The 21,263-nt window shown below is 68.0% G+C and carries 15 protein-coding genes (1 of these 15 running past the window's edge); 8 read left to right on the top strand and 7 right to left on the bottom strand.

The window, feature by feature from the left end:
- Nucleotides 1-56 precede the first annotated feature (56 nt).
- The 3 genes from tsaE (at nucleotide 57) to addB (ending at nucleotide 5,713) form a co-directional block, all read left to right on the top strand.
- Nucleotides 57-1,661 (top strand): tRNA (adenosine(37)-N6)-threonylcarbamoyltransferase complex ATPase subunit type 1 TsaE, encoded by a 1,605-nt coding sequence (gene tsaE / locus ACYQR9_RS00100; protein WP_461228314.1) that lies wholly within the window; start codon nucleotides 57-59, stop codon nucleotides 1,659-1,661.
- Nucleotides 1,662-1,826: 165 nt separating this feature from the next.
- Complete coding sequence (locus ACYQR9_RS00095) at nucleotides 1,827-2,570, top strand: nucleotidyltransferase family protein (protein ID WP_461228313.1); 744 nt, start codon at nucleotides 1,827-1,829, stop codon at nucleotides 2,568-2,570.
- A 23-nt stretch (nucleotides 2,571-2,593) separates the two neighbouring features.
- Entirely contained in the window at nucleotides 2,594-5,713 is a 3,120-nt protein-coding gene (gene addB, locus ACYQR9_RS00090; RefSeq protein WP_461228312.1) for a double-strand break repair protein AddB, read from the top strand.
- Nucleotides 5,714-5,806: 93 nt separating this feature from the next.
- Here addB and dmeF read toward each other — a convergent pair whose 3' ends face one another.
- On the bottom strand, nucleotides 5,807-6,784 hold the full coding sequence (gene dmeF / locus ACYQR9_RS00085; protein ID WP_461228311.1) for a CDF family Co(II)/Ni(II) efflux transporter DmeF: 978 nt from the start codon (nucleotides 6,782-6,784) through the stop codon (nucleotides 5,807-5,809).
- A gap of 103 nt (nucleotides 6,785-6,887) precedes the next feature.
- Between dmeF and addA the strand changes: the two genes are divergently transcribed.
- Entirely contained in the window at nucleotides 6,888-10,358 is a 3,471-nt protein-coding gene (addA, locus tag ACYQR9_RS00080) for a double-strand break repair helicase AddA (protein WP_461228310.1), read from the top strand.
- Here addA and ACYQR9_RS00075 read toward each other — a convergent pair.
- Nucleotides 10,348-11,622: a PQQ-dependent sugar dehydrogenase gene (locus ACYQR9_RS00075; protein ID WP_461228309.1), complete on the bottom strand. Its 1,275-nt coding sequence runs from the start codon at nucleotides 11,620-11,622 to the stop codon at nucleotides 10,348-10,350. The genes addA and ACYQR9_RS00075 overlap by 11 nt on opposite strands.
- A 370-nt stretch (nucleotides 11,623-11,992) precedes the next feature.
- Between ACYQR9_RS00075 and trxA the strand changes: the two genes are divergently transcribed.
- On the top strand, nucleotides 11,993-12,313 hold the full coding sequence (gene trxA / locus ACYQR9_RS00070; protein ID WP_056429100.1) for a thioredoxin: 321 nt from the start codon (nucleotides 11,993-11,995) through the stop codon (nucleotides 12,311-12,313).
- A 171-nt stretch (nucleotides 12,314-12,484) separates the two neighbouring features.
- Here trxA and ACYQR9_RS00065 read toward each other — a convergent pair whose 3' ends face one another.
- The 4 genes from ACYQR9_RS00065 to trpA form a co-directional block, all read right to left on the bottom strand.
- Complete coding sequence (locus tag ACYQR9_RS00065; protein ID WP_311276678.1) at nucleotides 12,485-13,306, bottom strand: outer membrane protein; 822 nt, start codon at nucleotides 13,304-13,306, stop codon at nucleotides 12,485-12,487.
- A gap of 333 nt (nucleotides 13,307-13,639) precedes the next feature.
- Entirely contained in the window at nucleotides 13,640-14,965 is a 1,326-nt protein-coding gene (locus tag ACYQR9_RS00060) for a bifunctional folylpolyglutamate synthase/dihydrofolate synthase (RefSeq protein WP_056429106.1), read from the bottom strand.
- 28 nt (nucleotides 14,966-14,993) lie between these two features.
- Nucleotides 14,994-15,896, bottom strand: a complete 903-nt coding sequence (accD, locus tag ACYQR9_RS00055; protein ID WP_056429110.1) for an acetyl-CoA carboxylase, carboxyltransferase subunit beta — start codon at nucleotides 15,894-15,896, stop codon at nucleotides 14,994-14,996.
- Between the two features lie 80 nt (nucleotides 15,897-15,976).
- Entirely contained in the window at nucleotides 15,977-16,792 is an 816-nt protein-coding gene (gene trpA, locus ACYQR9_RS00050; RefSeq protein ID WP_207413164.1) for a tryptophan synthase subunit alpha, read from the bottom strand.
- A gap of 385 nt (nucleotides 16,793-17,177) precedes the next feature.
- On the opposite strand from trpA, the gene ACYQR9_RS00045 reads away from it, so the two are divergent.
- The 3 genes from ACYQR9_RS00045 to gluQRS are packed head-to-tail and all read left to right on the top strand — an operon-like array spanning nucleotide 17,178 to nucleotide 20,434.
- On the top strand, nucleotides 17,178-19,232 hold the full coding sequence (locus tag ACYQR9_RS00045; RefSeq protein ID WP_461228308.1) for an ATP-binding protein: 2,055 nt from the start codon (nucleotides 17,178-17,180) through the stop codon (nucleotides 19,230-19,232).
- A 48-nt stretch (nucleotides 19,233-19,280) separates the two neighbouring features.
- Complete coding sequence (locus ACYQR9_RS00040; protein WP_207413166.1) at nucleotides 19,281-19,571, top strand: hypothetical protein; 291 nt, start codon at nucleotides 19,281-19,283, stop codon at nucleotides 19,569-19,571.
- Nucleotides 19,568-20,434, top strand: coding sequence for a tRNA glutamyl-Q(34) synthetase GluQRS (gene gluQRS / locus ACYQR9_RS00035; protein WP_461228307.1), 867 nt, complete (start codon nucleotides 19,568-19,570; stop codon nucleotides 20,432-20,434). The genes ACYQR9_RS00040 and gluQRS overlap by 4 nt, the downstream gene beginning before the upstream one ends.
- Before the next feature lie 131 nt (nucleotides 20,435-20,565).
- Here the strand turns inward: gluQRS and ACYQR9_RS00030 are convergent, their stop codons facing one another.
- On the bottom strand, nucleotides 20,566-21,263 hold the final stretch of the coding sequence (locus ACYQR9_RS00030) for a peptidoglycan DD-metalloendopeptidase family protein (RefSeq protein ID WP_461228306.1). The gene runs 1,381 nt beyond the window's last position; 698 of the gene's 2,079 nt are visible here — the last part of the coding sequence; its start codon lies beyond the right edge, outside the window — the gene reads right to left on this strand; the stop codon is at nucleotides 20,566-20,568.

Genomic DNA, 21,263 nt, shown 5'->3' with positions numbered 1-21,263 from the left:
GCAGCCTGCCTTGCGTCCCGGCCATTCCATGGTCCGGCGTCGAGGCGGTCTAGCGAATGGTGCGGACGGAGGATGTGGCGGTGAGTGAGGACGGTTCGGGCGAGCCCCGGCGCGAGACCAAACCCGCCTGGGCCTTTGTCCTCCCCGACGAGGGCGCGACGGAGGATCTCGGCCGCTTCCTCGCCGAATTCCTGCAGCCGGGCGACATCGTCGCGCTGTCCGGAGGGCTCGGTGGCGGCAAGACCACCCTGGCGCGGGCGTTGATCCGCGAACTCACGGGCGATCCGGAACTCGAAGTGCCGAGCCCGACCTTCACCCTGATCCAGCCTTACGAAGCGAAGAATGGCCGGCAGATCGTCCATGCGGACCTCTATCGCTTGCGCGGTCCGGACGAGTTGGTGGAGCTCGGCTTCGACGAGATGACCGATACGGCGATCACCCTGGTGGAATGGCCCGAGCGCCTCGGTCAGCGCGATGGCCCGATCCTGACCGTGGACCTGTCGCTGCGGCCGGAATTCGGCGAGGGCTCGCGTTTGGCCCGCATCGACGGCCAGGGCGAGATGCGCGCCCGCATGAAGCGCGCCCGCGCCCTGCGCGCTTTGCTCGACCGCAGCGGCTGGGACGAGGCGGAACGCATTCTCATGCAGGGTGATGCGTCCTCTCGGCTCTATGAGCGTCTGGTGAAGCCGGATGGGACCAAGGCCGTGCTGATGATTTCCCCGGCCCGGCCCGATGGCCCGCCGGTGCGCAACGGCAAGCCCTACAGCGCCATTGTCAAGCTCGCCGAGAGCGTCCACGCCTTCGTCGGCGTCGACCGTGGCCTTCGCGCCCTCGGCTTCTCGGCGCCCCGCATCTACGGCGAGGATCTCGACGAAGGCCTGCTCATCATCGAGGATCTCGGCTCGGAACCGGTGGTGGATGCCAACGGTCCGCGCCCCGAGCGTTACGCCGAGGCGGTGCGCCTCCTGGCCAAGCTCCATGCCACCGAGCTTCCCGGGGTTCTCCCCGTCGCCGACGGCATCGACCACGTCCTGCCTCCCTACGATCTCGAAGCCCTGCTGTTCGAGACCGAACTCCTGCCGGACTGGTACTGCCCGTCGGTGCGGGGTGCCTCGCTGCCCACGCCCGCCCGCTCCGAATTCGTGGCGCTCTGGGCCGAGGTCCTGCGCGGGGTCGAGCCGGAGCGTCCGACCTGGACCCTGCGCGACTATCATTCGCCGAACCTGATCTGGCTGCCCGACCGCGAGGGGCTGGAGCGCATCGGCGTCATCGACTTCCAGGATGCCGTCCTCGGCCACCCGGCCTACGATCTCGCCTCTCTGCTGCAGGATGCCCGCGTCGATGCCACGGCGGATTTCGAGCTGCGCCTGCTCGGCCTCTATGTGCGCGAGCGGCGCAACCGCGAGCCCGATTTCGACATGCAGGGCTTCGCGCGAGCCTATGCGGTGATGGCGGCGCAGCGCGCCACCAAGATCCTCGGCATCTTCGCCCGCCTCGACAAGCGGGACGGCAAGCCGGCCTATCTGGCGCATCTGCCGCGGATCGAGGGCTATCTCGCCCGTAATCTCGCCCATCCGGCGCTCACCCGCCTGCGCCTCTGGCACCAGGAGCACCTGCCGCATCTCGTGAGCGAGGCGGCTCCGGACGAAGGCGAGGCCTGACGTAGCTCCCGCCCGATAGCCGGGGGGGCGGGGCCGCGCTTTCGGGCTTGACCCGGGGAGCGAGTTCTCCACGATGCCGCCGCACCCGCTGGTGCTTCGCGATCATCGCCCCGGATGTCCCATCCGGGACGATGCCACAGCCCTCGCGCCCGAGACGCCGACGGAATGTCCGACAGCCCCGTGCCCGCCATCAATCAGGCCTTCGTCCTCGCCGCCGGCCTCGGCAAACGCATGCGTCCGATCACGGCGACGGTGCCCAAACCGCTGGTCGAAGTGGCCGGCCGCGCCCTGCTCGACCACGCGTTGGACAGGGCGGCGGAAGCCGGCATCATGGATGCGGTGGTCAACGTCCACTACCTCGCCGACCTGCTCGAAGGGCATCTGGCCCGCCGCCGCACCGCTCCGGCGATCCGGATCTCCGACGAGCGCGAGGCGCTGCTCGAGACCGGAGGCGGCGTGAAGAAGGCGCTGCCGCTACTCGGCGCCGCTCCCTTCGTCGTGCTCAATTCGGATTCGTTCTGGCTCGAAGGGCCCAAGCCCAATCTCGGCCGTCTCCTCGAAACCTGGGAGCCGGAACGGATGGACATCCTGCTCCTCGTCGCGCCGACGGCGACGAGCCTCGGCTACGAGGGCAAGGGTGATTTCGTGATGAATGCCGGTGGCGCGCTCCAGCGTCGCGGCGAGCGCGAGGTAGCGCCCTTCATCTATGCCGGTGTCGCCATCCTCAAGCCGGAGCTCTTCGCCGACACGCCGGAAGGTTCGTTCTCCCTCAACCTGCTGTTCGACCGCGCCATCGAGAGGGAGCGGCTGTTCGGCCTGCGCCTCGATGGCCAATGGCTCCATGTCGGAACCCCGGAGGCGATCGAGGCCGCCGAGGCGCGGGTGAAGGCGAGCGCGCAGGTACAGTGACGCGAACCGATCGGACTGACGGAATGACAGAGTCCCACGTCTTCACGATCCCGCCCAGCGCCCCTTTCCTGCCGACCCTCGCCGAGGCGCTGATCTCCGGTCAGCTCGTGGGGAATGTCTCCGGCGATCCGTTCGCGCTGGCCAGCGTCACCCTTTATCTCCCCACGCGACGCGCCACGCGGGCGCTCTCCGCGATCCTGGCGGAGCGGGTCGGCAGTGCGCTGCTGCCACGCCTGATCCCGTTGGGCGAGGCGGACGAGGCCGAACTCGACGTCGCCGCGAACCCCTTGCTGGAAGACGGCGCCGACCAGCTCGCCCCGGCGATGCCGCCCCTGGAGCGCCGGCTGATTCTCGCCCGCCTCGTCCAGGCCTGGGCCGAGACCATCGATCGCAAGCTTCTCCCCATGGGCGACGATGTCCCCTTCGTCGTCCCCTCCTCGCCGGCGGATGCGGTCTATCTCGCCTCCGATCTCGAGAAGCTCATGGACGCCCTCACCGTGGAGGGTGTGCCCTGGACCGAGATCGCCGGGGCGGTGGAGGCCGAGTATTCGCAGTATTTCGGCCTGACCCTGGATTTCGTGCGGATCGCCGCCGAGAACTGGCCGAAGATCCTGCATGACCGGGCCCTGAGCGATCCGGTGGCCCGCTCGCGCACCCTTATCCTCGCGGAGGCGACGCGGCTGCGGCGCGACAAGCCTGCGGATCCGGTCATCATCGCGGGCTCCACAGGGTCGGTGCCGGCGACCGCCAAGCTGATCGCCGCCGTCGCCGCCCTGCCGAGGGGGGCGGTGGTGCTGCCCGGGCTCGATCTCGATCTCGACGAGTCCGGCTGGGACGCCATCGAAACGGGGGAGGGGGCGGAGCGTGAGATCGCCCATGGCCATCCCCAGGCCATCCTGCATCGCCTCCTCGGCCCCGGCTGCCTCGATCTCGACCGGGGCGCGATCGCCTCTCTCGGACAAGCGACGCCACAAGGCCGAGCACGGACGGCCCTGCTGTCCCAGGCCCTGCGCCCGGCCGAGACCACCGACGCCTGGTCGGACCTGACCGCCGATGAGCGGCGCGAGACCGCCGAGACCGGTATGGCGGGTATCTCGGTGATCGAGGCGGCCGACGAGCGCGAAGAAGCCCTGGCCGCCGCCATCGCGCTGCGCGAGACGTTGGAGACGCCCGGCGCCACCGCCGCCCTCGTCACCCCCGACCGCAACCTCGCCATACGGGTGGCGGCCGAACTCGCGCGCTGGGGGATCGTCGCCGAGGATTCGGCCGGCGAGGCGCTCTCCGTCAGCCCGGCCGGGCGCCTGGCGCGCATGGCGGCCGAGATGGCGGCGGATTTGAAGCCGCATCGGGTGATCTCACTCCTGGCCCATCCGCTGGTCCACCTGTCCATGACGCGGGAGGAGGTCCGGCGCGGCGCGGCCGCCCTCGAGATCGGAGCCCTGCGAGGGCCGGCACCGGCTCCGGGATTCGACGGCTTGCGTCGTGTGCTCGCCGACCGGCGAAAGGCGACGGGACGCATCCCCCGCGCCCAGCGCCGCCTCACCGACATCGATTGGGACCTGGCGGCCCGGATCGTCGATGGCCTCGAACAGGCGTTCGACGGATTCCTTCGCTCCGAGGAGGAGGGGATCGCCGATCTGGTGGCCCTGGGGCGCAGCCATGCGGCGGTGTTCGAACGCTTGATCGCCCGGCCCGAGGGCGAGGACCCTGTGGAGGACAACTCGCTCTGTGTCCTCGATACCCTGTTCGACGACCTGTCCACCTCGGAGCCCGGCCTTCTGCCGGGAATGCCCCTCGACTATCCGGCTTTCTTCACGGCGCTGGCGCGCGAGCGGGTGGTGGCCTGTGGCGGAGAGCGCCCCCATCCGCGCCTGCGCATCCTCGGCCTCCTCGAAGCCCGGCTGCTCGATGCCGACCGCATCGTTCTCGGCGGGCTCGACGAAGGCGTCTGGCCGATGAAGACCGTCACCGATGCGTTCCTCAACCGGCCCATGCGCGAGCGCATCGGCCTCAATCCGCCCGAGCGGCGGATCGGGCAGACCGCCCATGATTTCGTGCAGGCGCTCGGCTGCCACGATGCCGTCATCACCCGCTCGGCCAAGCGGGAAGGAGCGCCGACGGTGCCGTCGCGCTTCATCCAACGGCTTCAGGCCTTCGCCGGCGAGGCCTGCTGGGACCGTGCCCGCGAGAACGGCCGGCGCTTCCTCGGCTATGCCGGAGCGCTCGACCGTGGGGAGGGGCCGGTCCCCCCGCGCCTGACCCAGCCGAAGCCGAAGCCCGACCCGGCCCTGTTCCCCCGGAGCCTCAGCGTCACCGAGGTCGAGACGCTGGTGCGCGACCCCTACATCATCTTCGCCCGGCACGTGCTCGGGCTCGATCCGCTGGAACCCGTTGCCGGCCGCCCCGGCGCCAGCGAGCGCGGAACGCTGATCCACGCGGTGCTCGGCGATTTCGCGCAGACCTATCCCGACATCCTGCCGGAGGACGCGGCCGAGCGTCTGCACGCCCTCGCCGATGACGAATTCGCCGAGATTCGGCAGGACTTCCCGGAACTCTACGCCGAATGGTGGCCGCGCTACGAGCGCCTCGCCGCCGAGTTTCTGGACTGGGAAACCGAGCGCCGTCCGGCCCTGGACCGGGTGCGGGCCGAAATGTTCGGCCGTTGGGCGCTCCCCATGGGCAAAGACACGTTCACGCTTCGCGGGCGGGCAGACCGGATCGAGCAGCGTCGCGACGGAACCGCCTGCATCGTCGATTTCAAGACCGGACAGCCGCCGAGCAACAAAGAGGTCTTCGCCGGTTTCTCACCCCAGCTTACCCTGGAAGCGGCGATGCTGAAGGCCGGCGCGTTCGACGGCGTGACGCGGACCCGGGAGACGCCGGACCTGCTCTACGTCCATGCCACCGGCGGCCGGAAGCCGTTCGAGCCGCTCGCCGTCAAGCCGCCGCGCGGCGACCCGCGCACCCTGGACGCCATCGTCGAGGAGCATGAGCGGCGGTTTCGCGGTCTGGTCGCCCGCTTCATGGCGGGGGAGGCGGCTTATGTCTCACGGCCCTACCCGAAATACGCCAGATCCTACGGCGATTACGACCACCTCGCCCGCGTGCTGGAATGGTCGCTGGCCGGGGAAGGCGAGGGGTGAGGACGTCCTTCCTTCCCGAGAATGCGGACCCGAGACGATGGAGGGTGCTTTGATGTCCCGCTCGAGGAAATCCGCGAATCGCGGGGAGTGCGCCTAAGCGGGAATCTGTTCCACCCCATGGTTCGGGCAGAGATTCGCCTCCACGGTGATGTGCGAGAGGCCTTCCAGATCGGCGAGCTTCGCCTTGTACGCCGCCGGTTCCTGCGGGTGGTCGGACACCAGCGAGACGATCAGGCCGGTATGGCCGGGGCCGAGGCGCCAGAGGTGGAGGTCGGTGATCGTGTCGCCATTCGTCTCCAGCCGTGTCCGCACGGAGTGGGCGAGATTCCGGTCCGGCACCGCATCGAGCAATGTCGCGCCGGTGGAGCGGATCAAGCTCCAGGACCATGCCACGATCACCGCCGCGCCGACCAAGCCCATGGCCGGATCGAGCCAGGCGATGCCGAGATAGCGGCCCGCCAGCAGGGCGGCAATGGCCAGCACCGATGTCAGCGCATCGGCCAGGACATGGACATAGGCCGCGCGTAAGTTTGTGTCCCCGTGATCGGCATGGCCGCGCCCTTCGTGATGGGCGTGGCCATGATCGTGATCGTGGTGATGTCCGTGGTCGTGCCCGTCGCCGTGAAGCAGCGAGGCGCTGGCGAGGTTCACGAGGAGGCCGAGGATCGCGATCGGCAGGGCTTCGCCGAAGGCGATGGCCTGGGGGCTGTTGAGGCGCAGCACGCTCTCATAGCCGATGGCGAGCGCGATCATGGCGAGGATGATGGCACTGGCGAAGGCGGACAAATCCCCGAGCTTGGCGGTGCCGAAGGCGAAGCGCGGGTCGTCGGCATGAAGACGGGCGAAGCGATAGGCCAGGGCTGCGATACCGAGCGCCGCCGCGTGGGTGGACATGTGCCAGCCGTCGGCGGTGAGGGCCATCGAGCCGAAGATCGTCCCGCCCAGGATCTCTGCCACCATCATCGCCAGGGTGAGGCCGACCACGAGGACGGTCCGGCGCTCGTTGCGCGCATGCGATGTCCCGAGGAAATCGTGGCGGTGCCGCCAGGTCTCGATGCTGTGGCTGTGCATGAACGGGGTGCCCTGAAAGAATCGTCCCGCCGAACATAGGGTGCTTTGGCGGGGCGATCATCCTTCTCTATGGAGAGAGGGAGCCAAGCCCGGAGCAGACAGGTTGCCCTTCGTCGTCGACGATCTCACCAAGGCGAGCCAGCGCCGCGCCGCCGATCCCCTGGCCTCGGCCTGGGTCTCCGCCAATGCGGGGGCGGGCAAGACCAAGGTTCTCACCGACCGCGTCGTGAGACTCCTGCTGAACGGCGCGCCGCCGGCACGCATCCTGTGTCTCACCTTCACCAAGGCCGCCGCCGCGAACATGTCGATCCGGGTGTTCCGCACCCTCGGGCGCTGGGTCACCCTCGACGATGCCGCGCTGACGGCCGAACTCACCGAACTGACCGGCAAACCGCCCGCCCGCCGCCTGCTGAAAGTGGCGCGGCGCCTGTTCGCCCGTGCCGTCGAAACGCCGGGCGGCCTCAAGATCGAGACCCTGCACGCCCTGTGCGAGCGTCTGCTGCACATGTTCCCGTTCGAGGCCAACGTCCCCGCCCGTTTCCAGGTGCTGGACGAGAACCAGGCCTCCGACATGTTCGCCGCCGAGACCGACAGGGTGCTCGCCCTGGCGATGACGGCGAGGAACCCCGAACTCCGTGCGGCCTGGGACCGCGTCGGGCCGGAGGCCACGGGCGACACCCTCCGCTCGGTCCTGCGCGCGGCGATGCGGGCGCGGTCCCTGTTCGACGGATCCGACGGGCTCGCCGCGCCGGTCGCGGCCTTGTCCGAGGCCCTGGGCCTCCGCGCCGCCGACACCGCGGAAGCGATCCTGGAACGGATGCTCACCGGGGGGCTCGACCAGTGGAGCGAGCTGGCGCAGCGCCTGCGCACGGGAAAATCCACCGATGAGGGGCTGGCCGACAAGCTCGTGGCCGCCGAGGCGGCGAAGGACCCCACTGAGAAGCTCGATCTCTACCGTTCGGTCTTCTTCACCGAGAAGGGGACGCCCAAAGCCGACAAGAGCCTGGGCACCAAGGATGTCCCCGCCGAGGTCAAGGAGGCCCTTCTCGCCGAGCGGGACAGGCTCGACCCGCTCTTCGATACGCTGCGCGCGGCGCGGGCGCTGGAGCGGACACAGGCCCTGTTCGTCCTGGCCTCGGAGATCCACCGCCGGGTGGAGAGCCAGAAGGCGCGGCTCGGCGCCCTCGATTTCGACGACCTCATCCACAAGGCCCTCGATCTGCTCTCGCGGGTCGATGCGACCTGGGTCCTGTACAAGCTCGATCGCGGCATCGACCACGTCCTGGTGGACGAGGCGCAGGACACCAACCCGCGCCAATGGGATATCCTGCGCCGCATCACCGCCGATTTCGCCAGCGGCGAGGGCGCCCGCGAGGTTCTTCGCACCCGTTTCGCGGTGGGTGACCCCAAGCAATCGATCTACAGTTTCCAGGGCGCCGAACCGCGCGAATTCTCGACCGTGCATCGCGAATGGCGCACGGCCTCCGAGCAGGCCGGTCTGCCCTTCGAGGACGTGACGCTGAACCTGTCGTTCCGCTCGACGAAGGGCATCCTCCGCGCGGTGGACGCCACCTTCGCCGTGCCCGAGCATTACCAGGGCCTGTCCTTCGACGATGCCGCCGTGGGCACCACCCATGAGACGGCCCGGCGGGAGGCGCCGGGGGTGGTGGAGATCTGGCCCGTCGAAGTGCCCGCCGAGGAAGAGGAGCCCGATGCCTGGGCGGCACCGGTGGACGCGCCAGAGGCCAACGCGCCGTCCATCGTCACCGCCCGCCGGGTGGCGCGGGCGGTGAAGGCCTGGACCACGACCGGGGACGAGGGCGGCCGCGTCTGGCGTCCCGGGGACGTGCTCATCCTGGTGCGCAAGCGCTCGGCGGCATTCGAGGAGGTGATCCGCGCCCTGAAGCTCTGCGGTGTGCCCGTGGCGGGCCAGGACCGCCTGGACATCACCGCCCATATCGCGGTGAACGACCTCGTCTCCATCGGCCGGGCGGGGCTGCTGCCGGCCGACGATCTCACCCTGGCCGGCGCCCTGAAGACGCCGCTGGTCGGGCTCGACGACGACGACCTCGTTCGCATCGCCGCCGGCCGCGAGGAGGCGGAGACGCTCGAGGATGCCCTGGCCCGCCACGCCGAAGCGGGCGATCCGGCCGCGAGACGCGGGCATGCGGCCCTCACATTGTGGATCGACCTGGCGGCCCGGCACGGGCCGTTCGGGTTCTACGCGAGCCTGCTCGGGCCGCATGAAGGACGGATGCGGCTGGTATCCCGCCTCGGTGGCGAGGCAGGGGATGCCATCGACGTGTTCCTGATGAAGGCGGCCGAGGCCGAGCAGGCCTCCGAGGCTCCGTCCCTCGATTGCTTCCTCACCCGTTACGACATCACTCCGGGGCGCGGCGTCAACGGCCTCACCGTCAAGCGCGACCTCGAATCCGGCCGCAACGAGGTCCGGGTGATGACGATCCACGGCGCCAAGGGGCTCGAAGCACCCGTCGTGGTGATGATCGACGGATGCGAGCCGCTCGGGCGCAACGATCCGCAACTCCTCTCCATGCCGGGCGTGCGCGGCCAAGCCCTGCCGCCGGTCTGGGCCGGGTCGAAGTCGCAGGATACGCAGGCCGTCGCCGCCGCAAGGGCGGAGCATCAGGCCCGTGCCCGCGAGGAGCACAACCGTCTCCTCTATGTGGCCCTGACCCGCGCCGCGGACCGCCTCACTATCGCGCCCTATCGCGGCCATGAGGAGCAGGGCGAGAATGCCTGGTGCGAGATGGTGCGGAAGGGGTTGGAACAGATCCTGGGGGCAGGCGAATCCATCGAGACAAGCTACGGCCCCGCGCTCCTTTGGCGCGAGGGCACAGCGGAACCCGTCGCCGCCCGGTCCTCTGCGGGTGATGAGGCGATCTCGTCGATTCCCCCCTGGTTGCGGCAAGTGGCGCGCAGCGAGGTCGAGGTCGCGCCGCCGCTCAATCCCTCCGGGGCACTCGGAGCGGCGGATGGGCAGCGCACGCTGCCGCGTCGGCAAGCGAACCCGCATGCCCGCCGCCGTGGTATCCTCATTCACTCGCTGATCGAACACCTTCCCCGCCTCGAGCGGCATCAGCGAGCGAGCGCTGCTTCCGCCTTCGTCAAAGCACGGGCGCCGTCTCTCTCGGTGCCGGAGCAGGAAAGGTTGGTGACGGATGTCCTGCGACTGGTGGAGGATCCTGCCCTGGAGGCACTCTTCGCCAGCGATGCGAGGGCTGAAGTCGCGGTCTCGGGACGCGTCAGCGTCGGCGGCGAAGAGCGGGCGGTCTTCGGACGGATCGACCGCCTGAGCATCCGCCCCGACAGGATCGTGCTCGCGGATTTCAAGACGAGCCGGCCACCGCCTGATCGCGCCCCGGTTCCGGGCGACGAGGCGGCGCAGGTCGCGCTCTATGTGGCACTCCTACGGGACATCTATCCGGGACGTCCCGTCGAGGCGCTGCTGGTCTGGACCTCGGGGCCGGTCATCCGCCATCTCGGCGAGCCCACCATTTCGGCGGCGCTCGCCTCGCTGTCGAATCGTCCGGCTCAGCCCGGCATCAGGGCGTGAGCTTGAGGATCTGTCCGTCCGGGCCGTCCGTCACGGCATAGACCGACCCATCGCTGGCGACCTTCACGTCGCGGATGCGGTGATCGAGGGGGATGCGCTCCTCGGTCACCACCTTGTCGCCGTCGAGCTTCAAGGCAACGATGCCGCCGCTCACCAAGCCGCCGACGAGGAAGGCGTCCTTCCAGGCCGGGAACAGGGTGCCGTTATAGAGTGCCATCCCGGACGGGCCGATGACCGGGTCCCAGTAATAGACCGGCTGGACGGTGCCGCCCGCCTGGGTCTTTCCTTCGCCGATCTTCTCGCCGCTATACTCGATGCCGTAGGTCACCTCCGGCCAGCCGTAATTCAATCCGGGCCGGGGACGATTGAGCTCGTCGCCGCCGCGCGGCCCGTGTTCGACGGTCCAGAGGCGTCCCTGCCCATCCAGGGCCGCGGACTGCACGTTACGGTGCCCGTAGGACCAGATTTCGGGCTTGGCCTTCTCACCACCCGTGAACGGGTTGTCCTTCGGCGCATTGCCGTCGGTGTCGATGCGGAAGACCTTGCCGAGGCCGCTGGTGAGGTCCTGGGCCTGGACGCGCGGTCCCTTGTCCGAGCGCTCGCCGACGGTGACGAACAGCTTGCCGTCCGGCGCGAAGACGAGGCGGGAGCCGAAATGCTTGTCGCCCTCATAGGACGGCGTCTGGCGGAAGATGACCTTCATCTCATCGAGACGGCCGCCATCTTTCTCCTCGATCAGCTTGGCGCGGGCCACCGTCGTTCCGTTGCCCTTATCGCGCGGCTCGGAATAGCTGAAATAGATGAGACGGTCGGAGACGAAGCTCGGGCTCAGCGCCACGTCGAGGAGACCGCCCTGGCCTCGCGCGTCCACCTTCGGAACGCCGGCGATGGGCTGGCCGAGCGTGCCGTCCTTGGCGACGATGCGCAGCTTGCCGGCTTTCTCCGTGACCAGCATGCGGCCATCCGGCAGGAACTCCATGGCCCAGGCGCTGTCGAGGCCTTTGGCGACGACGGCGCTCTGCACCTTGGTGGCCTCGAGGGGCTTCGGCGCACGAGTCTGGTTGGGAAGCAGGGGCTTGTAGGTGGTGTTGGCGGGTTCCGTTTCGGCGGGCTCTCCCCCCTTGGCCTCGTGCTGGGGCGCCGCGAAGGACTCGCCTCCGATCCTCGGCTGAGGCGTTCCGGAATTGCCATCCTGGGCGAACGCACCGGTACCGAGGCTCAGGGCGGCGAAGGAGGCAAGCAAGGTCGGAGAGATGCGCGTCACGTGGTGATATCCTCCATGGCCGGCTTTCAGGAAACCAGCTCTTGGCCTGTTGCGAAGCTCGATCGCCGGACGGCGGCCGAACTCATCTCGCACCGGCTTCATAGGGGCGTGCGTGATGGAACGCTCGCCTCAAGGATCGCCGATCACAGGGGGAGATGGGGCGAGGCGATGGCTTTGGCGAGGGGCAACGTGATTCATGCGCTCCACATCCCGCCGGGTCGAACATCGGTGGATGATGCATGCGGGAATCGGACGGCTGTCCCGCCTTGGGCATCTTACGCCTTGACCGTCCCGGTTCACGTCGCCAACTCTCGTTCTCAAGCTGGCGCAGGCAAGGTCGCGCCGCCCGTGGAATGTGAAAGGGATCGTGATGGCGACGGTAAAAGTGACCGACGCGAGCTTCGAGCAGGACGTTCTCAAGTCCGTCGAGCCCGTGGTCGTGGATTTCTGGGCGGAATGGTGCGGCCCCTGCCGTCAGATCGGCCCGGCTCTCGAAGAAATCTCCGCTGACATGCAAGGCCGGGTGAAGATCGCCAAGGTCAATGTCGACGAGAATCCCGGCATTGCCGCCAAATATGGCATCCGCTCGATTCCCACCCTCCTCATCTTCAAGGGCGGTGAGCTCGCGAGCCAGAAGGTCGGTGCGGCTCCAAAGGGCGATCTGTCCCGTTGGATCCAGGCCAGCGCCTGAGCGCACTCGCTAAGCTTTCGAGGACAAAGCCCGGCCGTTCATGGCCGGGCTTTTTTATGTCCGGTGGAGCGCACCGGCCGGTACTTGCCATGGTTCGAAAACGAAAAAACCCGGCCATAAAGGCCGGGCTTCTCCGTTTCGAGACCTGTGTCGACGTTGCGACGTATCGGCTTAGTACGAGCCGAACTTGTAGTTCAGACCGGCGCGGACGACAGCGAACTCGGTCTCACGAGCCGAGGGGCTGAGCGTGAGCACGTCCGTGGCAGGGTTGTAGACGGAGCGGGCGCCGCGGCCATCCTGCTCGAGGTTCACGTAGAGGCCTTCGACCTTCAGCGTCACGGCCGAAGAGCGGAAGAAGTTCAGGAACGAGTCGGTGGGGAGAGCGTACTCGATACCACCACCAGCGGTGTAGCCGGTGCGGAAGTCGTCGCCGCCAGCGCCGCCGTCGCCGTAGGCGAAGCCGCCGGTGCCGTAGAACAGGACGCGGTCGAAGGCGTAACCGACGCGGCCGCGAACGGTACCGAAGAAGTTCATCTCGCTACCGGGGGTCCGGACAGCGGAGCCACCAGCAACACCCGGGGTGCCGGTGAAGCTTACAGCCGTACCGGGGAACAGACGCGAACGGTTGCTGAAATCGGTGTACTGAGCGTCAGCTTCGAGACCGACGACCAGGCCCGAGCCCGGGGTGAACTGGTAGTTGTAGCCGACCTGACCACCGCCAACGAAACCTTCGCTGTTGTTGCCGTTGCCGACCGACAGAACACCATTGGTGGTGCCCGAGTTCAGCACGGAGCCGGCCGGGAGGTTGTAGCGGTTGCTGTCGCTACCGGCGTCGAAGCCGTAACCGGCGTTGATACCGAAGTAGAAGCCGGTCCAGGTGAACACCGGCACCGGCACGAAGACCGGCGGTGCAGCGCGACGCGGAAGGTCGGCGGCGGTGGCCGCAGCCGTGAGGGCCGTGAAGGCCGCGAAAGAGGTAAGAAGCTTTTTCATCGTTGATCCCCAGCGAGTTGCCCGATCCACAATCAAACTAGTCGATTTTGGGCAGCTGAGATGTAGCGCAGGAGCCACACCCAATGCCCGATGCCACAAGTGTGGCTGCTTCGGTGAAAAGCGGGGATCGTTTCGGGGCTTCGGCGCCGGACAATAAGGACAGACGTTGTCTCCGTCACGCCGTATCGGCGCCCGAGACTCTCGATCGCGGCGGTTGTCCAAGAAAAACGATGTTTTAACCCTGTCGGAAGCTGGCGACGATCCCGCCGGAGGGTTCGGCAGACTTCGCAATCGCAATGAACGCCCGAGCCGACGACGAATCCGCCGGCGCGATCAGGTCGGGGGCGTACCGTTGGCGGTCAGGACGTTGCCCGCGAGATAAAGCGAGCCGCAGATGAGGATGCGCGGCGGCTGCTCGAAGGCGAAGTCGGCGAGGCTTTCCAGGGCGGCCTCGACGCTGGAGGCCACATAGGCGGTGAGGCCGACATCGGCGGCGATCTGCGCCACCTCCTCGGCGGGGCGTGCCGCCATCTGACCTCCGATGGGGACCGCGATCAGACCGCGTGCCAGCCCGACGAAGTTACGCAGAAATCCCTCCGCGTCTTTCGTGCCGAGCAGGCCCGCCACCAGGACCAGCGGCACGTCGCTGCGCTCGCCGAGATCCGCCATCGCGGTCGCGAGAATGCGGCCGCCATCGATATTGTGGCCGCCGTCGAGCCAGAGTTCCGCGCCGGCCGGTGCCATGTCGGCGAGGCGGCCGCGGTTGAGGCGCTGCAAGCGTCCTGGCCACTCGACTTTGTTCAGACCGGTCTCGATGGCCTCGACGCCGATATCGCCGAATCCCGCGGCGCGCAGGGCGGCGATCGCCGTGGCGGCGTTGGTGAATTGGTGACGTCCGTTGAGCCGGGGCTGCGGCAGGTCGAACAGGTCGAGCTCGTCCTGATAGACGATCCGCCCACGCTCGGCATGGACGGAGAAATCCTGGTTGCCGACCCGGATCGGCGTGGCGCCGATTTCTTCGGCGAAGCGGCAGAGGACCGAATCCGCTTCCTTGTAATCCTGGGCGGCGATGATCGCCGGGCAGCCGCGTTTGAAGATGCCCGCCTTCTCCGTCGCCACCGCCTCGACGGTATCGCCGAGATATTCCGCATGGTCGCGGCCGATCGGTGTGACGACGGCCGCCGCCGGACGATCGATCACGTTGGTGGCGTCGACACGCCCGCCGAGGCCCACTTCGAGCAGGAGCACGTCCGCCGGAGCTTCCGAGAACAGGAGGAGGGCCGCGGCCGTGGTGATCTCGAACACGGTGATCGGTTCGCCGGCATTCGCGGCCTCGCAGCGTGCCAGGGCGTCGGCCAGCTGGTCCTCGGGCACGTAGCTGCCGCCGCCCACCGCGCCGATGCGGATACGCTCGTGGAATCGCACGAGATGCGGTGAGGTATAGACATGCGCGGCGAGACCGCCGGCTTCGAGGATCGCCCGCATGAAAGCGATGGTCGATCCCTTGCCGTTGGTGCCGGCCACATGAATGACCGGAGGCAGCTTGCGCTCAGGGTGTCCGAGCCGTTCGAGCAGGCGCTCGATCCGCCCGAGGGACAGATCGATCGTACGCGGATGAAGGGCCAGGAAGCGCGCCATCAGCGCGTCGGAAGAATCCATGGATCGGCTCGCCGTATCGCGCGTGGGCTCAAGCCGGTTCGGCAACGGCGCCCGCGCGCGCCGGTGTCGCCGCGGGCTGGTTCATCAGCAAACCGCAGAGCCGTGAGATCGTATCCTTCAGGGCATGCCGATGCACGACCTGATCGACCATTCCGTGTTCCTGCAAATACTCGGCACGCTGGAAACCGTCGGGCAGTTTCTCTCGAATCGTCTGTTCGATGACGCGAGGCCCGGCAAAGCAGATCAGGGCGCCGGGTTCGGCGAGATGGACATCGCCGAGCATGGCATAGGAGGCGGTGACGCCCCCCGTGGTCGGGTTGGTGAGTACGACGATATAGGGAAGCTTTGCCGCCTTCAGCCGACGGACCGCCACCGTGGTGCGGGGCATCTGCATCAGCGAAAGGATGCCTTCCTGCATGCGCGCGCCGCCGGAGGCCGAAAACAGAATGTAGGGCGTGCGCTTGTCGAGGGCCGTCTCGGCGCCCCGCACGAAGGCTTCGCCCGCCGCCATGCCGAGGGAGCCGGCCATGAAGGCGAAGTCCTGCACGGCCAATGTCATCGGCAGCCCCGAGACCCGGCCGAAGCCGATCTTGAAGGCGTCCGGCATCCCGGTCTTCGCGCGGGCGTCCTTCAGGCGGTCGGCGTAGCGCTTCTCGTCGCGGAACTTCAGCGGGTCCGTCGCCACTTCCGGCAGAGGCACGTCGATCCAGGTGCCCTCGTCGAACATCATCTTGAGGCGCGCTTGCGCGCTCATCTTCAGATGGTGCTCGGAGCCCGGGATGACCCAATGGTTCCCCTCGACTTCCTTATGGAACACCATCTGCCCGCTATCGGGGCATTTGACCCACAGGTTCTCTGGGGTCTCGCGCTTGAACAGGGTCTTGATCTTGGGGCGCACGACCTCCGAGATCCAGTTCATGGGTTCAACCATCGTCGACTGACCATTCTTGAGGGAAGGGGTCTCGGATGAGCCGGAGACCGGCTCGCGGAATTATCGGTCCGGGGCAGCGCTCAGGCGGAACGCCCGCGCACGCCCTCGGCCAGTTCGCGCACGAGGGCGCTCACCGCTCCGGCGGCGTCCCGGCCATCCACGACGGCCCGGTGGACCACGTCGACCAGAGCCGACCCGACCACTACCCCGTCCGCGCCCTTGGCGATCTCGGCCGCTTGCACGCCCGTCCGAACACCGAAGCCGACCACGACGGGCAGCTCCGTATGATTGCGGATACGGCCCACCGCCTCGGCCACCCGGCCGAAATCCGGTGTCGCCGTGCCGGTGATTCCGTTGATCGACACATAATAGACGAAGCCGGCCGTGTTCGCGAGGACGGCGGGAAGGCGGCGCTCATCCGTGGTGGGCGTCGCCAGCCGGATGAAGGCCAGGCCCTTCGCCAGAGCCGGCAGGCAGAGCTCGTCATCCTCTTCGGGCGGAAGGTCGACGACGATCAGCCCGTCGAGGCCCGCAGCGACCGCATCGTCGAGAAAGCGGTCGACGCCGTAGGCGTGGATCGGGTTGTAGTATCCCATCAGGATGACCGGCGTGGCGGTGTTGCCTTCGCGGAAACGACGGACGAGGCCGAGGGTCTTGACCAGGTCCTGTCCACCCTTCAGGGCGCGTAATGCCGCCGCCTGGATGGCCGGCCCATCGGCCATCGGGTCGGTGAAGGGGAGCCCGAACTCGACGATATCGGCGCCGGCTTCCGGCAGCGCCTGAAGCACCTTCAAGGAGGTCTCGGCATCGGGATCGCCCGCCATCACGTAGGTCACCAAGGCGGCGCGCTTCTCCGCGCGGCAGCGGGCGAAGGTGGCCTCGATGCGGGTCGGCATGGAGCCGGAGGCGTCCGGGTGCGAAGAAGTCTCTGACAGCGAAAGGGTCATGGTGCCTGCGTCTCGCGGGCTACCCTCGGGGGAGGGGCGGCCCAGGAACAAGCCGTCGCGCCTACACCATCGCGGCCTGCCCGTGAAGCGCGACGCGTCGAGCCGGCCGGCATCCGATGCGTCCACGACGTCGCCGATGCGGATCGGGCGATGCTCCGTTTCGCGGCAAGAAAGCCTTAAGCTCCTTTCGAAAGCCGTCCTTCAATCTCACATGCGATCAAGGGGGTATGCGAGGGACCGGAATGGAGCGAGAGCGGGACTGTGGGCGACGATGCCTCGCTGCGCCATGTCCGGGCCGGCGGCGATCCGCCCACGCTTCCGGACGGAGAGGTCGATGATCGCACCGGAGGTCGTTCTCGTCCTGATCCCGTTGGCGGCCATCGCTGCGATTTACGCGGCTGCCCGCGCGCGGCGGCAACCGGACGCGGACACGACCGAGATCGAGCGGCTTCAGGACAGCATCTGGCGGATCTCGGAAAGCGAGGAGCGCTACCGCACCCTCGTTGAGGCGACCACCGACGTCATCGTCCAGCGGGACGCGCAGGGGCGCATCACATTCGCCAATGATGGATTCGGGCGTCTCTTCGGCGTGGAGCCCCTGACGTTGCTCGGCTCGACGGCCGAACTCGAGATCCTGGAGCAGGGAGTCCGCCAGCAGCATCCCGACGGCGTCACCCGCGTGGAGATGCAGGTCCGCCCCGTCGACGGCATTCCACGCTGGTTCTCCTTCATCGAGACGCGCGTCACCGGTGTCGGCGGTCGCACGCAATGGCTGCGGGCAGGCTCCGACATCACCGAGCGAATCGAATCCGCCCGCTCCCTCGATGAGGCGCTCCATCGCGCCGAGGCGGCCAATGTCGCCAAGTCGCGCTTCCTCGCCACCGTGAGCCACGAAATCCGCACGCCGCTCAACGGGATCCTCGGTATGGCCGATCTCGTCCTCGATACCGGCCTCGATGCCGAGCAGCGGACCTATGTGGAGGCAGTGCGGACGTCGGGCCGGGCCCTGCTGACGCTCATCGACGGCATCCTGGATTTCTCGCGGATCGAGGCAGGACGCCTCGACCTGTCGGCGGAGCCGTTCGATCTCCGCGCCGTGGTGGAGGGCGTGGTGGAGCTCCTCGCCCCCCGCGCGCAGGACAAGGGTATCGAGATCGCCATCGACGTGGCGGACGACGTCCCTGTCGAATTCATCGGGGATGCGGACCGCATCCGGCAGATCGTGGTCAATCTCGCCGGCAACGCGATCAAGTTCACCAATCAGGGCGGGGTCGGCGTCACGATACGGTGGGCCGCCCCCGACATCGTCCTGGCGGTCTCGGATACGGGATCGGGCATTCCCGAGGCTCGCATCCCCGCTCTGTTCGAGGAATTCGAGCAGGGCGACAACAGCGCCAGCACCCGCCATGAAGGAACCGGCCTCGGCCTCGCCATCACCCGCCGCCTCGTCACGCGGATGGGTGGGGGCATCGATGCGCATTCCGTCATCGGCCGTGGCAGCACCTTCACCGTGCACCTGCCCCTTCCCGTCGGCGCCGTGGCGGATGGTGAACCATCCCCGGTGTCGCTGCAGGGCCGCAAGATCCTGATCGTCGCCGATTCGCCCTATCAGGCTCCGTTCCTCGCAAGGCGGCTGTCCCGGTCCGGCGCGTCGGCGGTGGTGGTGGCGAATGTCGAGGCTGGGCTCGATACGCTGTCCGGCGTGCCCTTCGACGCGGTGATCGCCGACCGTGCGCTGGGCGACGAGAACGTGCGCAGGCTCGCGGCGGAGGCGAAGCGACGGGGCGTGCGCTGCAGCCTCATCCTGCTTTCCCCCTTCGACCGGCGCGAGTTCGGTGCGCCGGGGGCGGCCGGCTTCGACAGCTATCTGATCAAGCCGGTGCGGGCGCGTTCCCTGTTCGACAGACTTCTCGTGCCGACCTCGTCCATCGAGCATCCAGGCTCGTCCATTTCGGGTCCCAGCGCTGAGGCGGAGCCGACAGAAAACCCGCGCGCGGCCCCGCATATCCACGTGCTCCTCGCCGAGGACAATCCGATCAACGCACTCCTGGCCACGAGGGCGTTGGAGCGTCTCGGTGCCACGGTCGTTCTGGCGCGGGACGGGTCCGAGGCGTTGGCCCGGCTCGATCATCCCGCATCCCGGTTCGACCTCGCTCTCATCGACATCCGCATGCCGGGGATCGACGGTCTGGAAACGGCGCGGCGCCTGCGCGCCAGCGAGGCCGAGCATGGTCGCGCTCCGCTTCGATTGGTGGCCCTCACGGCCAATACCGGCCGCGAGGACGAGCGGGCGGCGCGCGAGGCGGGGTTCGACGAATTCCTGGCAAAACCCCTCGACCTCAAGGCCTTGCCCGCTCTCCTCGAACGCCGTTCCGCCGCGGCGGCCTGAGCGGCAATTCGCGTTGACAGCGTGCGGCGAGCAAGCGAACACGGGGCCATGCACGCACCCAACTCGCCTCCTCCCGATGCTTCGGCACCGTCGAACCGGGATGGTCTCGTGGCCTGGGCCGTGGCGGCAACGGTGGTGGTCACAATCCTGATCGGCACGTTCGCGCCTGCTTCGCACGGACGTTCCGGGCATGGTGCGGCTGCCATCGACGCATCCTGCGCCGAATGGAGCGACGGCTGCACAATCTGCCAGCGTTACGGCGAGGAGACGGCCTGCTCCCTTCCCGGCATCGCCTGCGTTCCGCAAGCAAAGCAGTGCCTGCGCCATTCCGGGGGATGAGCGAAGCGTCCGCTGCAATCCGCCTTCGGTTCGCACCGAGTCCCAACGGGCGGCTCCATCTCGGACACGCTTACTCCGCCCTGGTGAACGAGACATTCGCCGCGCGGCTCGGCGGTGAACTTTGCCTGCGGATCGAGGACATCGATCCGGTGCGCTCGCGCCCGGAACTGATCGCCGCCATCGAGGAGGATCTCGCCTGGCTCGGGATCGGGTTCAGCGGTGCCGTCCGGCGCCAGTCGGAGCATCTCCCGGCCTATCGGCATGCTCTGGAGGGGCTGCGTTCGCGCGGCCTCGTCTATCCCTGCTTCTGCTCCCGCGCCGCCGTGATCGAAGCCGCCGGATCTATACCGTCCCGCGATCCGGACGGGGCGCCCCTGTATCCCGGCACCTGCCGCGTCCTGTCTCACGAGGAACGGGCGGCCCGCCTCGCCGCTGGCCTGCCGCATGGCTGGCGGCTCGACATGGCGCAGGCTCTCACGCGGAGTCCCGGCCCGCATCGCTTTCGCTGTCTCGATGCCGCTCATGCCGAAACGAGCCATGTCGCCGATCCCGCCCGCTGGGGCGATGTGCTGATCGCACGCCGTGACGTCCCGACGAGCTATCACCTTTCGGTGGTGATCGATGACGCCGTCCAGGGGATCAGCCACGTGGTGCGCGGCGCGGACCTGTTCGCCTCCACCGATCTGCATGTCCTGCTGCAGGCTCTGCTCGGCTATGACGGCCCGGCCTATCACCACCACGCCCTCGTCCTCGGGCCGGACGGGATGAAGCTCGCCAAATCGCGCGGCTCGGAATCCCTCGGCGATCTGAGAGGGCAGGGCGTCACGCCGGCGGAGATACGCCGACGACTCGGTTTCGCGTGAGGCGAGGGCGCCTCATACCAAGTCTCACTGAACCCGACCCTTAAGTCAGGTTCAGTGAGGTCCGGCGGATGAAAGCCGCCGCGCCGTCGCGCGGGTAGACCTCGATGAGCCAGGCTCAGCGAGCTCTGGTATCAGCGCGTGGTCGTGCTCTGGGCCATGGCGGCGCCGGTGCGGGATTTCTGCATCGTGCCGTCGATCTGCTCGCGCTGGCGCGTGAACTCGGTGAGCATCCGCCCATCGAGCTCGCGTCCGCGCGGTACGCGGATCTTCATCGGGTCCACGAAATGGCCGTTGATGATGACCTCGTAATGCAGATGCGCACCGGTGGAGAGGCCGGTGGAGCCGACATAGCCGATCACCTGACCTTGACGCACCTTGGCCCCCGACGTCACGCCCCGGGCGAAGCGGGACATGTGGTTGTAGGTGGTGACGTAGCCGTTGATGTGCTGGAGCTCGACCCGTCGTCCGTAGCCGGAATCCCATTCCGCCTTGATGACGGTGCCGTTTCCGGCGGCGACGATAGGCGTGCCGATCGGATTGGCCCAGTCGACGCCGGTATGCAGCTTGGCATAGCCGAGGATCGGATGGCGGCGGTAGCCGAAGCCCGACCGCATGATGCCGTCGGCGATGGGTTTGCGGATGAGGAACTTCTTCAGCGAGCGTCCCTGCTCGTCGAGATAATCGATGGAGCCGTCATCGGGCGATTGGAAACGATAGACCGTGCGGACCTCTCCGCCGAGGTTGAGCGAAGCATAGAGCAGTTCCGGCCGGTCCAATGCGGCCTGACCGCCTTCCTCGTCATAGGTATAGAAGACGTCGAGACTGTCCC

Source organism: Methylobacterium sp. CM6241, assembly GCF_054817845.1.
This window is presented reverse-complemented; position numbering and strand designations above follow the sequence as displayed.

Bases quoted from the DNA above. Each gene is read 5' to 3' on its own strand.
- tsaE (WP_461228314.1), top strand. From the start codon at position 57: ATGGTGCGGACGGAGGATGTGGCGGTGAGTGAGGACGGTTCGGGCGAG.
- ACYQR9_RS00095 (WP_461228313.1), top strand. From the start codon at position 1,827: ATGTCCGACAGCCCCGTGCCCGCCATCAATCAGGCCTTCGTCCTCGCC.
- addB (WP_461228312.1), top strand. From the start codon at position 2,594: ATGACAGAGTCCCACGTCTTCACGATCCCGCCCAGCGCCCCTTTCCTG.
- dmeF (WP_461228311.1), bottom strand. From the start codon at position 6,784: ATGCACAGCCACAGCATCGAGACCTGGCGGCACCGCCACGATTTCCTC.
- trxA (WP_056429100.1), top strand. From the start codon at position 11,993: ATGGCGACGGTAAAAGTGACCGACGCGAGCTTCGAGCAGGACGTTCTC.
- ACYQR9_RS00065 (WP_311276678.1), bottom strand. From the start codon at position 13,306: ATGAAAAAGCTTCTTACCTCTTTCGCGGCCTTCACGGCCCTCACGGCT.
- ACYQR9_RS00060 (WP_056429106.1), bottom strand. From the start codon at position 14,965: ATGGATTCTTCCGACGCGCTGATGGCGCGCTTCCTGGCCCTTCATCCG.
- accD (WP_056429110.1), bottom strand. From the start codon at position 15,896: ATGGTTGAACCCATGAACTGGATCTCGGAGGTCGTGCGCCCCAAGATC.
- trpA (WP_207413164.1), bottom strand. From the start codon at position 16,792: ATGCCGACCCGCATCGAGGCCACCTTCGCCCGCTGCCGCGCGGAGAAG.
- ACYQR9_RS00045 (WP_461228308.1), top strand. From the start codon at position 17,178: ATGATCGCACCGGAGGTCGTTCTCGTCCTGATCCCGTTGGCGGCCATC.
- ACYQR9_RS00040 (WP_207413166.1), top strand. From the start codon at position 19,281: ATGCACGCACCCAACTCGCCTCCTCCCGATGCTTCGGCACCGTCGAAC.
- gluQRS (WP_461228307.1), top strand. From the start codon at position 19,568: ATGAGCGAAGCGTCCGCTGCAATCCGCCTTCGGTTCGCACCGAGTCCC.